Here is a 15,185-nt window from a genome sequence, read left to right as displayed (position 1 = left end):
CTTTTAGAATTAGTAATTGTCTTTATAAAAATTAAGGTACATCTCAGCCTTTCTAAAGTCCGCTTTCGTGTCAATATCTATTTCAGCAAATGGATGCTCAACGACTAAAGGGTAATTCGCTTCACCCAAGAGTTTACCTTGTTTGACCAATTCGGTTTTAAAGATATAAAGCAAACCGTTCTCATAATATAAAGGTTCTAAATCCTGACTGCGCTGACCCATAGTATAATTATAGGGTTCAAAAACATTGTCTTTAATAGTTCCCAGTTTGTGGGCATTTCGGGAGACAGTCATTAAGCTCTCACAGTTTTCCTGTTCAAAAATCTGAATTGCTTCTTTTAAAAGAGTTACCGGCCGCAACGGATTTGTAGGTTGAAGCAGAATAACAGCATCAAATTTTTTAGACATACTTTCTAAAGAATGTTGAATTGCAGTAATTACAGGTTCCTGGTTGCCAGCAAGTTCGTCTGGCCTATGAATCACGTTTAAATCTTTACTTTTAGCATAAGCAGCAACCTCAAAATCATTTGTCGTAACTGTTATATCTTCAAAACCTGCTTGACATGCATAATAAATGCTATGCCCTATCAAAGGCAAATCGCCTAGCATCTTCATATTCTTACCCGGTAGTCGCTGGGAACCAGCTCGGGCTGGGATAAGGACGAGGTAGTTTTTCATTTTTAACCATATTTTGGTAGAGGTAATCCTAATGATTTTTTCAGCGTCTCTTTTTTCACCACTTTTCTATATGTAATTACCTTTGGGATTCTGATTAAAAAATTGATCATCGCCCTAAAAAAAGCTTTAAAAAATGGTATATCCTCAAACGCATATTTACGAAAATTGTGAAATAAAAGAGCAGTTAAGCGCTTAGGAATTAAAATTTTAGGATAATACGCAAAATAGAAAAGTGCAGAATTAGACAATTGGTTTTCAAATCGGTAAATCGTTTTCTTCAAATGCTTACGCTCTTCCTTATTTACCCGGTGGTTTACACAAATTTGAGAAGTATATAAAATAGCATAACCCAAGTCCAATAATTCGATAGAAAGGCATGATTCTTCTCCATAGATTTTCATCCAATTTGGAAATCCAGATGTCTGCTCATACGCTGCTTTTTTAATTACAAAACCACAGCCTACAAACTCCCTGCAATAAAATTCTTCATTTGGAACGTGCTTTTCTAAGGCTTGAGCATCATTATCAAAAACCCCCTTAATTTCTTCAAATGTTAATACGGCCAGATGCTTATTCTTAGAAAAAATCAGCCGTGCTTTATTTATAAAATCTTTTTGAAGCGGATGTGCATCATCATCAAACCCAAAAATCAAGTCTCCGGTAGCTTTTTGATAAAGCAAGTTCCGTGCAGGAGAAGCTCCTATTGAATTATCCTGTACTTCCCAAATACATTCCGGGAATTCTGCTGCTAAATCTTTAGAATCATCAGAACAACCATCCAGAAAGACCAGTATCTCGCAGAGAGTTGCTTCGGTATAATCGTGCAAGATTTCCAGAGTTCGTTTAAGCTCTAACTTCCTATTTCGGGAAACAATACAAATCGAAACCTTCAATGCTTTGTGATTAGATGATTCAATGTTTCCTTTAAATAAGCACTCGATAAATAATACTTTAAATCAGCACTGTAAGATTGAATATGAAGTTCTCCTGCAATCCAACTATCAAAAAGCAGTATTAATTGGTTTGCTATAGCTTGAATATCCTGAACCTCTGCAACATAACTATAATCAAAACCTAATAACCTTCTCACTTCGCTCTTCTTCGGTCCCAAATGCAATAAAGGTCGGTTTGTCATAATTAAATTTGGAAACTTAGCAGGTAGAAAGGGACTGATATCTGCTTCAGCTTCTAACACAATGTTTACACTACTTTGTCTTTCAAGTTCCAGCACCACATCATAATCCATAAAACCGCTATAACGATAGATCGTTTCTTCCGTTATACACAACTCAGAAAGCTTGGGTTCATGAAAATTACCGGGACCTATAAGTAAGAGCTGAGAGCAATTTCGGGCGTTAGGTCTGGCTTCTAAAAACACAGTCCAAGCTTTTATAAGGTAAAAAGGATTACGCTGTTCTAGCAAATTACCGGCATGCAAAACATTAAAGTCATTAGAATTAAAAAAAGCTGGAAGCGTTTTTTTTGAAATACGATGCGTAATTTGATGCGGAAGTAATACTCCTTTTTCTTTAAAATTTAAATCAAATTGCCCCATCCATACCCTTAAATGCTCAGAAGGATATCCCAACCACATTGCAGTTTGTGCAACTATTTTAAAAAAAAGCTCTTTCTGTATACTCCCGGCTTCCTTCCAGTTGTAAGGCTCAGGATACCAATTAAAAGGATAAGGGTCATGAATATACGCCAGCCATTTACTATGCCATTGAGGTAGCTTGAGTAAAGCTGCATGAGTGCGATAGGAGGATCCTTTGCTCAAAGTTAGTATAAAGTCATAAGCTGCGGGCGCTTCTTTATTTAAAGCAACCACCATGCTGTTCACATCATTCTTAAAAGTAAGAGAAAAACCAAACCGAGCCTCAAGTAGCTTAGAAAAGTTGATTTTAGTAATTCGCTGCAGTATCCGTTGCGACCTGCTTAGCCAGTAGTAAAAATCTTTTTTATTCTCTTGTATTAAAATAGTTTCTGCGCCTGATATTAGTACTTCCTTATGAGAATAATGAAAGACTCTAACAGCAATACTCTCATCTACTAAAGACGCTATTAGAGCAAGATTAGCTTTCCCGGCACTACTGGTATCAACATCTATGGTTTCTGCTAGAATTAAAACATTAAGAGCCATTGATTCTTAATTTTTTCTTTAAAAAAAATACTTTCTTTTTAAACTTTACAGTCAAAATTTTAAGTTTGTGTAAATGTCTTTTGTACGTAATAGCTACTGGCTTAATTTTGAGGGATTCCCTTACGGCATTTAGTAAAAACAACTCAAAATTCTTAAAATTTAAGGCTTTGGGTAACTCTTCATTTTTAAAAACTGGCTCTGTTAATATATTTATTGCTTCTTGCTCATCAGACAATATATTTAAAATCTTGTTTATTAAATCTTCCTCACTTTCAAAATCTGCAAGATTTAAAAAACGCTTACTATTAAATTCGTCATTAATTGACGGATCTCCCCAGTAAATAGGTATACTATTCACCTGTAATGCGTGAATTATCTTTTCCGTAGTATAACCCCTAAAAGACTCATTTTCAAAAGACAAAACAAATTTGTAATCTGTTATAAAATTTATTTTATTTTGTATTCTAAAACCAATATTGTTTAAATAACCTCCACCGGAATCTACTTTCTTATACAAAGAAAGGTTTTCAAAAAAACTAATTCTTTTAGGGGCATTGGAATTAGATATGACCATACAGCAAAATTTATCTTTACTATTCCATGCTTCACGAGCTTGATCATAAGAGAGTTTACGGGTTAAGACAGGAAGTAGATTGTCTTGATAAATTATATAGGCATAAAAAGGAAATCTGTAATGCTTTCTATTTTTAGAAAAACGAAAAGAAAAACCAAAATCCGCACCTGTAAAATCTACTGCTTTATTTTCTGCAGTATAATATATTCGAGGACACTTATAATTTAAGTAATCCCAACCATAGCACGAGTAAAAAAGAATATCAGGATCTTTATCTATTTTGACTTCAAAGTATTGTGATAATATTTTAAAAAATGGATTGTCTTTTTTGTCAAAATATTTCCAGAAATCAACAAAGTCTATCTTTAATATCATTCTAAAGGTTCAGAAATTTTTTTAAAACTTTAAACAAGAAAATTCTAATATTATAGGGGATAATTGATTTTTTATAAACGACAGATTTCTCAAAAAGATGTTCACTAAATATCAAGCCTTCTTTATTTCCTAAAGCTAATTGATTGTCTTCTATACTATTGCCCATATGAAACGCAAAGGTATCAACTGTTGACAATCTATACCAACCTTTACGATCACACAATTCATCTATAAATTTTTTTTCTAAGCCATTTTCAAATTTTTTTGTGGGATAATTAGTTTCGCCTTTAAACATTGCTGATTTATAAGTGGCCACAAAATGACCGGCTCCTACAATAGCTTTTGGCTCTTTTTTTAAAAAATACTGTTTTTCTTTCCATGAATAGGGTCGATTTTCCCGATTAAGTAAAGAGCTATTCCCCATACCATATAAATACAATTCAGCGTCTGTATCAGTCATGAGTTTTGCATACCCTATTTTACCGAACAAATAGTTCTCTGTAAAAACACTCGTGTTTTCGTAAAAAGCTAGAGACGGGGAAGGTAATGGTGCAACAACACCAGCTTTAGGATGACCGTTGAATATTTTAAAAACTGCTTGTTCCCATCCGTTATAAAAAAGTACATCCGCATCTGTAATCGTTATAAATTTTTCCTGGGCGCCTCTAGCTTCTTCTAGAACAGGCAATACTTTTCCTTTATTTTCAGCATAAACGATATACTTATCTATGTTATCCAAATAACTATTTATTAGATCTTTAATAGAAGTACAACAATTATTATCTATTAGAGTAACAGCAGAAACTTTAAGATCAATGGTTAAAAATAGATTTTCTAAAAATGCATTAAAAACAGATAATTGATTTTTATAGTAGTCTTCTTCAAGATTTGGTATATAAACAGGTACGATAACCCGATGTGAAAATTGAGGCAAATTTTCATTTTTATATTTCTCAGGATTTACGCCTTTACGCATAAATTTTTATTAAATCTAAATACTGTTTACTTACTATATCTTTAGAATAACAGGAAATATATTTAAGCCTCACTTTAGTTGCAATTCTATAGACATCTTCATCAGTTAGGTTTCGCAATTGCATTAAAGTTGATTGAAAAGAATTAGGGTTTTCTATATCAAACCAAAAATCATTTTCTGTATTTGATAACCTATTCTCCATAGCTCCAACTTGTGTAGACATAATAATTTTTCCGGCCGCCATTGCTTCAATCCCTACAAATGGTCCTGTTTCAAAATTACTACTTCCTGAATATGATGCGATTATTAGGCAATCGTTTTGAGAAAAATAATGACACATTTTAGTATTAGGAATTTGCCCAATAAAATTTATGTTCTTATGCTTTGAATATTTTTCTTTTAGTTCTTCCGATTGATTCCCTTTACCAACAAAAGTTAGTATTTCACCCTCTATACAGTATTTTTCAAATAGAAATGCTAATATTCTAGAGCCTTTTGCTTCACAAATTTCACCTATTATCAAAAAATTTTTGATTTTCCTTCTTTCTAAATGAAGATCTAAAAGTCTTTGCTCAAAAAGTGCTGCCTGATCAATAATTACATAATTTGAATTGACTTTTAATAAGTTTTCAGAAAAGTTGTTTTCACTTTGATGAATAAAAGCAGTTATATTTTTCAAATAATTAGGGATCTGATAATTATAATCTAAATAACCAGTCATTCTAAACAAAAGAGGTTTTTGATTTTGAAAACAGATATTAGTTATTTTTTCTACCTGCAACGAAGATATTTGTCCTAAAAATAAAACTAAATCAGATTTTTCAATAGTTTTTGACAGTTCTTGATCATAAATATAATCATAGTTACAAAACTTCTTAACTGCGCGACTTGCAGCATAAGCTTCAAATTGTAGATTACACTTATTCTTTAAGTAAGAGAGTAGAGCAAAAATATAGATTTTAAAATTTGCACAAATAAGAGAGTATATAGAGTCGCAAAAACTAGAATCAATATAATTTAAGATCACTGATTTTAAAGGCAAATAAGTAGTTGAAACGATACGTACATCGTAGTTATTGTTAAAGCAAGCTTGAGCAATAAATACCGCCTCGATCTCTCTTCCGCCACGTTCTGCAAAAGGCCCAATGATTAATACTTTTTTTTTCAATACTTTAAATAGCTATATATCAATAAAGCAATTTTTTTTGGATCTTTTAAATTTTCTGGCTTTGAAAGATATTTTCTGATTTTTTTAATCCAAATAACCCTTTTTGATTTAATACTAATTTTCAAATAGGATTTAACTAAAAAATAAGGAGCATTTTTACTAGACAAAATAGCGTCTAAATATTTTTTAGCGAATAATTCTTCAGACTTTTCTTTAATTGAAGAATCGCAATAAAGATTACTGGTAATTGCCTTTTCATGTTTTCGATACCAAAATAACACTTTCTCAACTGGCTTATATCTTATTTCTTCAAGTAGAAATATACGCAAATAGAACTCGCGTTCCTCAGCATAGTAAAGTTCCTCATCAAATCGATACTTTAAAATTTTAGAAGCTTTCCATAATGGACCTAAAGAATTAAGGTTTGCCTGATTTAGGAAAAATGCTTTAAAAAGATCTTTAAAAGCAATATGGCAACTTCCGTCATTTGCTTTTTCAAAATTAAATTCTATTATCTCGATTAAATCAAACTTACGATACATACATAGGGTCATATCAAGAGTTTTATCTTTTAAAAGGGGAGCAACCTGAAGTTCTAGCTTTTTCGGATGCATTAGATCATCATCATCGAAAAACTGTATAAATTGTGCTTCCAGTTCCTCTGCTAAATCCAGTCCAAAATTCCGATTTGCTGATAGTCCCTCAGGATAAGTTGATGGTTTTCTATGATAACTAAATCTGGAGTCATTCTTACAAAAATCAGTAACCACTTCTTTAGTTTCATCTGTAGAATTATCGTCTGTTACTAAACATTTAAAATCTGTGTAGGTTTGGTTTTTAATTGAATCAAGAGTTTCTAAAATCAAATGCGCACGATTGAAAGTCGCTAGAAGTATGATTACTTTGTTTTCCAAAACTTATAAGCTTAGGCCTAAATATTTGTTTTTAAAATATTTGACAGTCCACTTAATATTCAAGTTAAACATTTTAAAAATCATTAATTCAGGACCAAAATCGATTCGCTCTGAAGGATTCTCTAGATAATACTTAATCAAGTTATATTGTTTTCTTTTAATGGCTTTGATAAGATGAGACTTATCGTAGAAACTAGTTCGATCTAATTCAGGCAATGATTTAAACCAATTGATGATTTTATCAAACTCTTTCAAATCTATAGCTCTATAAGGCATTACAACATTTAGCAGTTCATCATCAGTATAACCCTTACGGTCATAATTAAAAACCTTGAACATACGCAACATACTAGATCGCATATGAGCCTGCTGCACTTGACTCCGAGTTTTTGAAACTTGCGTATCGTGTACTCTATAGCTCAAAAGCTTTTCTAGTAAATTGCAAATTTTTTCAGTTAAAGCTCTATACGTGTAAAAAGGTCATAATCTTCTGCTGGCTCCAAACTTTTATCATAGGGATATTTTAGAAATACTTCTCTTTTTCCCATTATTGATGGATGAATGAGAGAACTTCCAAACAATAAATTTATTTTTATTTTTCGTATTCTTCGGGATATCCAAAATCAAAATTGGCTCCAATTATTTCTGCATCAGTACCACAAAGAACAACATCAGGATTACTTTTTAAAAAATCAAGTTGTTTTTCAAATCTAAATGGATTACAAAGGTCATCAGCATCCATACGTGCAATGTAAGTACCCTTCGCCTCTTTAATTCCCCAAGATAAACTTTCAATATAACCTGTATTTGATTCTTTTTTAAAAAAGCGTATGCGCTTATCTGAAAAGCTTTCAATTATACTAATGCTCTTATCATTTGAGCAGTCATCAATAATAATCAACTCAAAATTTGAAAAAGTCTGGTTTAAAATACTGTATACACAATCTTTGAGATAATGTTCTGAATTATATACAGGTAGTATTACTGAGATTTCAACCACATCTATCATTTAAATATGCCCTAAGCAGTATTTTCTTCTAGAATTTTATTTAATATTTTGAAATATGCTCATGAAATTTTCTAGCAAAAAAAGCATCAGATGATTTGATTGCTTGATAATTTTCTAAATCTAAAAAAGAAGGATTACTTCCATTTCTAGCATTCCAGTCAACATATCTTAAATTACTCTTATCTAACTGAAACGAATTCGATGAATTTTTAAGCACACTTTGAAAATAGAACTCTTCGCTACATAACGTATGTCGAAATTTATTTAAAACTCGTCTATGTTGCTTATAAAACTGAGCTACATAATTTGCGGTTTCTCTTGGTAGACTCCACCAAATAGAGCCGCCATAAAGTTCTTTTTGAGAAAATGCTAATTTTCGCTTTAGTCCTATTTTTTTCTGAATCACTGAAAATTTATTTAAAATACTCCTTGATTTTAAATTTTTCGCATCCAACCAATTATGAAAATTATAGTATTGAATTCGGTCTAGGCCGTTATTCCCTGACCAACCTATATCTTCTATTTTTAAACAATCTATGTAGGAATTCTTATTCTGTAGATTGAAAAAACTTTTAAAATCAGATAGCTTTTTAACCGGAAAGTCCTGACCACTTATTAGATGTAAATAGTGAACATTCCTATTTTGTAGAGCTAGATTGGTAAGAAAAAGAATAGCTTTCAAATGGTTGAAACCGCCCCAAATTATAGACCATTTTTTTTCTATATAGGCCACATTTACCAAAGAAGCTAAATAATTTATTTGTTCTGCGCTAATTTGACTTTTTACATCAATATTAACGTAAAATTCAATATTATTATCAAAGTAACTTACTATCTATTTTAAATGATCAAAATTTTTATATGCAGTTATCACTATAGCCTGAATCATTTAAAATAGTTTTTTTAGCAATTTAAGAGTCGTCCTACTGCTAAATTTAGAGCTTAATAAGGTCGGTTTTTGACAAAGAAGTTTTAGTATTATTTTTTTACTATTGGTTTGTAATAAAAGTTCTCTAAGTATTGATAAATAACGTTTAGAAACACTTAAGTCCTTTATACCGTATGTATTTAACCAAACTAAATACTCTTTTTCAAAATCACCCCTGTTCTTTAAAAAAAAATCCCAATTCCATTGACCTTCACGGCAATGAAAATTGAACAGCAGCACTTTACTTGCGTAACTTAATTCATTTAAGTTATCAATCACAACCTTTAAGTTATCTTCAAAACGTTCTGCTTGTTTCCTATCATTTCTTAATGAATAAGTAAGGGTTTCTGTATGAATTCTATATTTATAGAGAACATCTTTTATTATCTTAAACTTATATGATTGAGCTGCTCGAATCCAAAAATCGTAATCCTCAATTCCACTCAAACTTTCTCGATACTGTATATTAGTGAACACAATTGACTTATACAAGAAACTAGCACCAATTACATTTTCAAATGGTAAGCGATCAATTGTTCCCACTTTATTTATTCTTATAAAATTATTACTATGATCAACTATTTCAAAATTTGAATATATAACATCCACATCCGTTTTTAAAATACCTAATAATAAACACTCTAAAAAGTTTACTTTTAAAATATTATCGTCAGAGGTCCAAGTCATATATGCACCTTTAGCAAGACAGTGTCCTTTATTTAATGAAGTTGGTAAGTTTAAGTTTTTAGGATTTCTAATAGCTTTTATTCTAGAATCAATTTCTAGGTATTTTTCTATTATTTGAGGTGTTGAATCACTAGAGAAATCATCAACAATTATTAATTCAAAATTTTGATATGTTTGATTTAAAATACTGATGATGGCCAGTTCTAAATATTTCTGACCATTAAAAGTAGGGAGAATAATAGAAATTAAAGGTTTCATTAATATTTTAAAATTGAATCGCTTTCTTTAATAAAAAGTAACCCCTTTTAAAAAGTAATGCGCTAAAAATAGAACCTATAAAAGATAAGGCTTGTTTTTTTCCAAAATGACTAGCGATTATTAAAAAAGATTTATTAAAAAAAGGAGGAACGTGTCCTTTTAAAGATAATGTAAAAGCGTATTGCATATAGCCACTTAAAAACCATTTCGACAATTGATAATTATCATAAATTTCTATATCTCTTGCGGTAACAAATTTTATAATTGCAATTTTCCATAAATATTTTTTGGAATTTGTATCTATACTTGCACTCAAAGATTGCTCGTGTAAACGACGATGGGTCAAAATTTTATTCACCCAAACTCCATTTGTATTTAAATGCAGAAATTGTGTGAAAAAATTATATTCATCGCCGTCAGTTTGAAAATCTTCGTTAAAACTAACTTGATAAAGAACTTCTCTTTTGCATAAAAAATCATTAGTAATCCATCCTATTCCCTGCATTCCATATGTAGTTGCATTTATACTACCTGCCAACCTTGGGGTGGTGTAAGGTTTGGTTGATAAGCCCTTTCCTTTTATAAAGTTTTGTGAATCGCCTACTGCAAAATCTGAATTTGTTGTTTGAATCGCATCAATCAGTGAGCTAATGTGTGAAGGTAACATGAGATCGTCGCTATCAAACCATTGTATATAGAAACCTTTACTTAACCCAAAACCATAGTTTCTACAAGAATTTGCTCCTTTAGCAAGATCCTTAGGTCGATGGTATAGGCTAAAGCGTGCATCGCTTTCTATAAAAGCTTTAATAACTTTTACAGTATTATCTGTAGAATGATCATCAACAAGAATACATTCCCAGTTGGGGTAATCCTGTTTTACTATAGAGTCTAAAGTTTCTAATACAAGATTCTCCCTATTAAAAACGGGAATAATAATAGACACCTTCTTACTCACAATTCAACTATTTAAATAGACGCGCCTAGAGAACTTTAAAGTTTCTAATACTCCCCCATATCTCAATGTCAATAAAAAAAAATCCCTCCATAATTTGAGTGGTCTTTTAATATCTGGATAGTTCAACATCTCTGCATGTTTAATTATAAGATATTGGTGTTCTGGTTTAAATTTTTGAATATGATTTTTTAAAACTAGTTTAAAAAAATTCAATGCATATTCCCGTTTTTCTTCAAGCAAATAGTTTGGCCGAGAAATGTTTAAATTAGATAATCTAAAATAAACTAATTCAGTATTTATAGAGTAAACAAAACCAAACTCACTAAATTCTAACCAGGCATAATCATCAGAATGCCAAGCAAGCGGGAAATTTTTAAATTTATACTTCTCGTACGTTTTTTTTCTGAAGATATGTTCTGAAAGGGAACTCCTTCCCCTGTTGATGAATCTAGAACAAAATACATCGCTATAACATTGTAGTTCAGGATGTTTATATATATTAGAAATAATTTCTCCCTTACCATTAATTTCTTGAGTTGCAAACCGAATAAGGTTTATCTCAGCTTTTTCTACTTCTTTAATATTTTTATAAAAGTCATTGACAACATTTGTTCCGAGCAGATCATCATCACAAAGAACCATAATCCACTTTTCATTTTTTATTAAACTTATTGTTCTATTCCAATGCTCAGTGAGAGCGTACTGCCCTACATTTAACGGAAAATATTTATAGGTGATATTTAATTTATTCTGGTATTTAGTAATTATTGAAGTTGGATCACTTGGAGAACTATCATTTCCTATATAGACATTAAACTCTTTATTTGTTTGATTTGATAGACTATCAAGACATTTTTCAAAATAATCTATTTTAAAGTAAGGGATGACAATTGCTAGCATTGTTATTATCTCTTTTTTAGAATATATTTTGATATATTAATACCACAAAATAATTTAAGAAAGCGATCTAATATTATTCTTTTACTATTTAGTTGATTTTCAATTGTTTTTTTTTCTGTATCAAATTTCCTCAATAAATCATGATAAATCCCAAACTGCTCTATATAAAAATCTTGATGCTTTTGATTTAAATATTTTAATAAAATCGATGATTGTTGTGCATTTATAGAGTTAATCATAGATTTATTTTTAATTCTATAGCAAAACCCTACATAATCTAATTTTAAAACCTCTCCTCCATTCTTTAAAAGACTAATATAAAATTCCCAATCTTCCCAACCGTAAACCATTTTTGTATCATATCCTCCTACGTTTGACCAATCTTCTTTTTTAAAAATTGCACTGCAAAAAATCATGTTCATTAGTGCTAGATTTCGTAACGAGTATTTAGGCAAATCCCATATCCCTTCTTCCATTCCAAATTTTTCAGCATTGCAATAAACTATTTTAAGTTTTAAATTCTTTTTGAATACTGCTAATCCTCTAGATAAATATTCAGGTTTTATTTTATCATCTGCATCTATTGGAAGTATATAAGTCCCTGAAGCTTTTTTAATACCAATATTACGGGAAGCACTCAAACCTTTATTCTCTTGATTAATACAACTAAAACGCTGATCTTTAGCTGTCCATTTATTTGTGATAATTAAAGTATCATCTGAACTTCCATCGTTAATAATGATGCATTCCCAATTTTCGTAAGTCTGATTTTGAATCGAGAGCAGACATTCACCTAGGAATCTTCCTTGATTATAACAAGGAACAATTATAGATACCAAAACATTCATTTATAGAAAAGCTGACTTAAGGAAATTCTAGACTTGTTTTTTAAGCCTAATAAAAAACATGACTTGTAATATACTATTCTTAAAAATTGCTTTAAACTAATGACATCATAGACTCTAAAAGCATTCAAAAGTCTAATGTTTCTATAAAGTGAATTGTGTTTATAGGCCTCAGTATAGTAATCAATTAAAAAAGATTTCATCAATTTTATGAGCTCATCCTTCTTTATTAATAAAAGAAGAGGTACTGTTTTCTTTACTAAAATCCTTAGTGAGAGATTGTAATTTATATAAATCGATATTCTTTTTTCTTTTGAAAATACTTGTTTATAAACATAGTCTCCATCAGCACTATAAAAAACTTTAAAATTAGTATCCGCCTTAATAAAAGCCCTAATATGTATTTCGGGATCATTTAATCTAGGATAAGAAGCATCAAACCCACCTAAATCTAGTAGAAATGATTTGCTCCAAACAGTGGCCGTTGTTTGCCAAAGAATACGATTTGATAAAAATTCTTCTAAATAATTTACCTTAATTGGAATTTCTCTTTTTAAAGGAAGTCTATCTTCTCTACTCTGTGTTAGCATTGGAAAAATCCAAAAAAAACAAGAGGGAAATTCTTCAATTCTTAATAATCTGTTTTTAATACAATCTTTTAAAAGATGATCATCTGAATCTAGGAAAATAAAATACTCACCATCTGCCTTCTCAGCGCCGAAATTTCGGCAACTCGAAGCTCCTTTGAGCCTGTTAGAAGGTCTTTGATGGTATTGAAAACGAGCGTCTTTTTGAACATAGGACGCTAACAATTCAGCCGTACTATCCGTACTCCCATCATCTACAACAATACATTCCCAATTTTCATAAGTCTGAGCCAATACCGAATCTAAGGTCTCCCCGATTAGGTGTGCTCGATTATAGGTAGGGATTAGTATAGAAACTAAGGGTTTTTGATTATAATCCACTTGATAATCTTATTAATTCGTCAAGTTTAGTTATATATCGCTCCATTGAGAAATGATTCTTAATTCTTTTCTTTCCTGCTTGACCCAACTGTTTAGCATAATCTGGATTATCCAATAACTGAATTATATGTTCAGCCATTGATCTTATATCGCCTTCGACACTTAGTAAACCTGTTTTCCCATGTTGAATTACATCTGGAATACCTGCGTGATATGTTGAAACTACGGGCACCCCGGCAGCACATGCTTCAAGTACAGCGACAGGAGTACCTTCCATATCTCCATTTAAGGCTATTTTTGAATGCTGAACAAAACACCTCGCTCTTGACAATACCTCTTGAAACTCTTCTGGTTTTATGATATTTAAAAACCGTATAGAATCAAAACACCCAAGTGCAATAGATAAATCGACACACGCATTATATAGAACTCCACTTCCGCCCATTAATAAAATAGCATCAGGATGCTTCTCAAGTACTTTAGAAAATGCAAGTATAGTAAGATGCGGTGCCTTTTTATCTACAAAACGTCCTATAGCAATTATAGTTTTTTCTGAACAAGCAGGTTTTACCTTTAAAAATAAGGGGTTTGGTCCGTAGATATTGAGAATAAGTTTTTCTTCTGGACAGCCCAAATCTAAAAGCATTTCTTTCATTTTTTTCGAAACAGCTATGATATAAGTTGATCTCGAAAATACCTCTTTATAGGTATTGGTTGATAAAATAACATTTTTGACAGAGGCGTCGTACCCGTGAAAATGAACTACAACTCCTATATTCATCTGCTTAAAAACCGGCATTAGATGATGTGCATGATTACCATATTGCACCAATACAACATCAATCCGATTCTTTTTGAGAGAACGCACTATATTAGTTGCCCTAAATTGGGAGACAGGTTTATGACTTATTTTTTTATTTAGCTTTTGACAAAAACTAAGTTGTGTAATATTAAAATCTTCTCCTTCTAATTTAATATCATCTCCGCTTCCATAAAAATAAAATACATTCCCTTTAAGATTATTCTTTTGAGCTTGAATAAACGTTTCTGAATAAGGATTCTTGGCTGGACTAAACAGAGCTATATTAAGGTTTTTTCCATCCATTTATTTATAGGCTATACCAGAAAGTCCAGTTATCATTTGACCTTCTTTAAAATGTACCATTTGATTCCGATCCATTTTCAAAAGTTTTATTATAACAGGTTTTATTATAGGAATAATAAATGCTTGCTTTTTCTTAGAAATATTACTTCTTTTAATCCAGAGGCCTAACATTTGAGCCATCGAGGCATGCCAACCGCCTGTTGCTGTCAGTTGTACATCTCGGAAACCCGCTTCGTTTAAATGACGTTTTAAAGAAAATGGGGTATACCGGTATTCATCGTGAGGCACCTCATGAAGATTCCAGAGAAATGGAACCGTAAAGAAGAATATACCGCCGGGCTTTATTACTCGAAAAACTTCTTTCAGTATTTGATCAGGATCAGAACAATGTTCTAAAACCTCTGTACCAAAAGCGCAATCATAAGAATTAGCTTCAAAGGGCATTTTTAAACCATCCCATGTAAAATCAGGTTTTACAGTTGCATCATAAAGTAATGCATTTTCAATATCTAAGCCTGTATAATTTTTTACCTTGGAGTTTTTTAAAATATAGTCCTTGTATGGCATTTTTCCACATCCAATATCAAGTAATGTACCGTCAAAGTTTTTTAAGTTAGTTTTAATAGCCTTAAATATTGCGGTTCGAATCACATATATGTCTAAATTTTTATTACTTAACTTTACATTTAAAAATTGTTTCAT

The 15,185-nt window shown here is 31.1% G+C and carries 18 protein-coding genes; all 18 read right to left on the bottom strand.

Going from position 1 to position 15,185, the window contains the following annotated elements:
- Positions 1–9: 9 nt before the first annotated feature.
- A complete protein-coding gene (locus tag DSM00_RS03470) occupies positions 10–678 on the bottom strand; it encodes an acylneuraminate cytidylyltransferase family protein (RefSeq protein WP_128756618.1) in 669 nt (222 codons plus the stop codon).
- Positions 679–680: 2 nt separating this feature from the next.
- Positions 681–1,571 (bottom strand): glycosyltransferase family 2 protein, encoded by an 891-nt coding sequence (locus tag DSM00_RS03465; RefSeq protein WP_164916291.1) that lies wholly within the window; start codon positions 1,569–1,571, stop codon positions 681–683.
- Positions 1,568–2,818, bottom strand: coding sequence for a glycosyltransferase family 1 protein (locus tag DSM00_RS03460; protein ID WP_128756616.1), 1,251 nt, complete (start codon positions 2,816–2,818; stop codon positions 1,568–1,570). The genes DSM00_RS03465 and DSM00_RS03460 overlap by 4 nt, the downstream gene beginning before the upstream one ends.
- Positions 2,808–3,767, bottom strand: coding sequence for a glycosyltransferase family 10 domain-containing protein (locus DSM00_RS03455; protein ID WP_128756615.1), 960 nt, complete (start codon positions 3,765–3,767; stop codon positions 2,808–2,810). Before DSM00_RS03455 ends, DSM00_RS03460 begins: the two co-directional genes overlap by 11 nt.
- A gap of 1 nt (position 3,768) precedes the next feature.
- Positions 3,769–4,743, bottom strand: coding sequence for a glycosyltransferase family A protein (locus tag DSM00_RS03450; RefSeq protein ID WP_128756614.1), 975 nt, complete (start codon positions 4,741–4,743; stop codon positions 3,769–3,771).
- Positions 4,736–5,911: a glycosyltransferase gene (locus DSM00_RS03445; RefSeq protein ID WP_128756613.1), complete on the bottom strand. Its 1,176-nt coding sequence runs from the start codon at positions 5,909–5,911 to the stop codon at positions 4,736–4,738. Before DSM00_RS03445 ends, DSM00_RS03450 begins: the two co-directional genes overlap by 8 nt.
- A complete protein-coding gene (locus tag DSM00_RS03440; RefSeq protein WP_128756612.1) occupies positions 5,908–6,825 on the bottom strand; it encodes a glycosyltransferase family 2 protein in 918 nt (305 codons plus the stop codon). The genes DSM00_RS03445 and DSM00_RS03440 overlap by 4 nt, the downstream gene beginning before the upstream one ends.
- 3 nt (positions 6,826–6,828) lie before the next feature.
- Positions 6,829–7,248, bottom strand: coding sequence for a hypothetical protein (locus tag DSM00_RS03435; protein WP_128756611.1), 420 nt, complete (start codon positions 7,246–7,248; stop codon positions 6,829–6,831).
- A gap of 32 nt (positions 7,249–7,280) precedes the next feature.
- A complete protein-coding gene (locus DSM00_RS15705; protein WP_262707461.1) occupies positions 7,281–7,406 on the bottom strand; it encodes a hypothetical protein in 126 nt (41 codons plus the stop codon).
- 11 nt (positions 7,407–7,417) lie between these two features.
- Positions 7,418–7,825, bottom strand: a complete 408-nt coding sequence (locus DSM00_RS03430; protein WP_164916290.1) for a glycosyltransferase family 2 protein — start codon at positions 7,823–7,825, stop codon at positions 7,418–7,420.
- Between the two features lie 49 nt (positions 7,826–7,874).
- Positions 7,875–8,645 carry a beta-1,6-N-acetylglucosaminyltransferase gene (locus DSM00_RS03425; protein ID WP_262707463.1) on the bottom strand — a complete coding sequence of 257 codons (771 nt, stop codon included), beginning with the start codon at positions 8,643–8,645 and terminating at the stop codon, positions 7,875–7,877.
- Positions 8,646–8,723: 78 nt separating this feature from the next.
- The gene (locus tag DSM00_RS03420) at positions 8,724–9,707 is read right to left on the bottom strand and encodes a glycosyltransferase family 2 protein (protein WP_128756608.1); all 984 of its coding nucleotides are present in this window, start codon (positions 9,705–9,707) and stop codon (positions 8,724–8,726) included.
- Positions 9,708–9,714: 7 nt separating this feature from the next.
- On the bottom strand, positions 9,715–10,665 hold the full coding sequence (locus DSM00_RS03415) for a glycosyltransferase family 2 protein (RefSeq protein WP_164916289.1): 951 nt from the start codon (positions 10,663–10,665) through the stop codon (positions 9,715–9,717).
- Positions 10,666–10,668: 3 nt separating this feature from the next.
- The gene (locus tag DSM00_RS03410; protein WP_128756606.1) at positions 10,669–11,565 is read right to left on the bottom strand and encodes a glycosyltransferase family 2 protein; all 897 of its coding nucleotides are present in this window, start codon (positions 11,563–11,565) and stop codon (positions 10,669–10,671) included.
- A gap of 5 nt (positions 11,566–11,570) precedes the next feature.
- Positions 11,571–12,413 carry a glycosyltransferase family 2 protein gene (locus DSM00_RS03405; RefSeq protein WP_128756605.1) on the bottom strand — a complete coding sequence of 281 codons (843 nt, stop codon included), beginning with the start codon at positions 12,411–12,413 and terminating at the stop codon, positions 11,571–11,573.
- Positions 12,410–13,378: a glycosyltransferase family 2 protein gene (locus tag DSM00_RS03400; protein ID WP_128756604.1), complete on the bottom strand. Its 969-nt coding sequence runs from the start codon at positions 13,376–13,378 to the stop codon at positions 12,410–12,412. Before DSM00_RS03400 ends, DSM00_RS03405 begins: the two co-directional genes overlap by 4 nt.
- A complete protein-coding gene (locus DSM00_RS03395; RefSeq protein WP_128756603.1) occupies positions 13,368–14,483 on the bottom strand; it encodes a glycosyltransferase family 4 protein in 1,116 nt (371 codons plus the stop codon). Before DSM00_RS03395 ends, DSM00_RS03400 begins: the two co-directional genes overlap by 11 nt.
- Entirely contained in the window at positions 14,484–15,185 is a 702-nt protein-coding gene (locus DSM00_RS03390) for a class I SAM-dependent methyltransferase (RefSeq protein WP_128756602.1), read from the bottom strand.

This window comes from Leeuwenhoekiella aequorea (genome assembly GCF_004104375.1).
Classification (GTDB): Bacteria; Bacteroidota; Bacteroidia; order Flavobacteriales; family Flavobacteriaceae; genus Leeuwenhoekiella; species Leeuwenhoekiella aequorea.
Note: the sequence above shows the minus strand (reverse complement) of the source record. Positions and strands in the feature narration are given on the sequence as shown.

What these genes read in the sequence shown, in the direction of transcription:
- DSM00_RS03470 (WP_128756618.1), bottom strand. Translation starts at nt 678, where the DNA reads ATGAAAAACTACCTCGTCCTTATCCCAGCCCGAGCTGGTTCCCAGCGA.
- DSM00_RS03460 (WP_128756616.1), bottom strand. Translation starts at nt 2,818, where the DNA reads ATGGCTCTTAATGTTTTAATTCTAGCAGAAACCATAGATGTTGATACC.
- DSM00_RS03455 (WP_128756615.1), bottom strand. Translation starts at nt 3,767, where the DNA reads ATGATATTAAAGATAGACTTTGTTGATTTCTGGAAATATTTTGACAAA.
- DSM00_RS03450 (WP_128756614.1), bottom strand. Translation starts at nt 4,743, where the DNA reads ATGCGTAAAGGCGTAAATCCTGAGAAATATAAAAATGAAAATTTGCCT.
- DSM00_RS03420 (WP_128756608.1), bottom strand. Translation starts at nt 9,707, where the DNA reads ATGAAACCTTTAATTTCTATTATTCTCCCTACTTTTAATGGTCAGAAA.
- DSM00_RS03410 (WP_128756606.1), bottom strand. Translation starts at nt 11,565, where the DNA reads ATGCTAGCAATTGTCATCCCTTACTTTAAAATAGATTATTTTGAAAAA.
- DSM00_RS03405 (WP_128756605.1), bottom strand. Translation starts at nt 12,413, where the DNA reads ATGAATGTTTTGGTATCTATAATTGTTCCTTGTTATAATCAAGGAAGA.
- DSM00_RS03395 (WP_128756603.1), bottom strand. Translation starts at nt 14,483, where the DNA reads ATGGATGGAAAAAACCTTAATATAGCTCTGTTTAGTCCAGCCAAGAAT.
- DSM00_RS03390 (WP_128756602.1), bottom strand. Translation starts at nt 15,185, where the DNA reads ATGAAACAATTTTTAAATGTAAAGTTAAGTAATAAAAATTTAGACATA.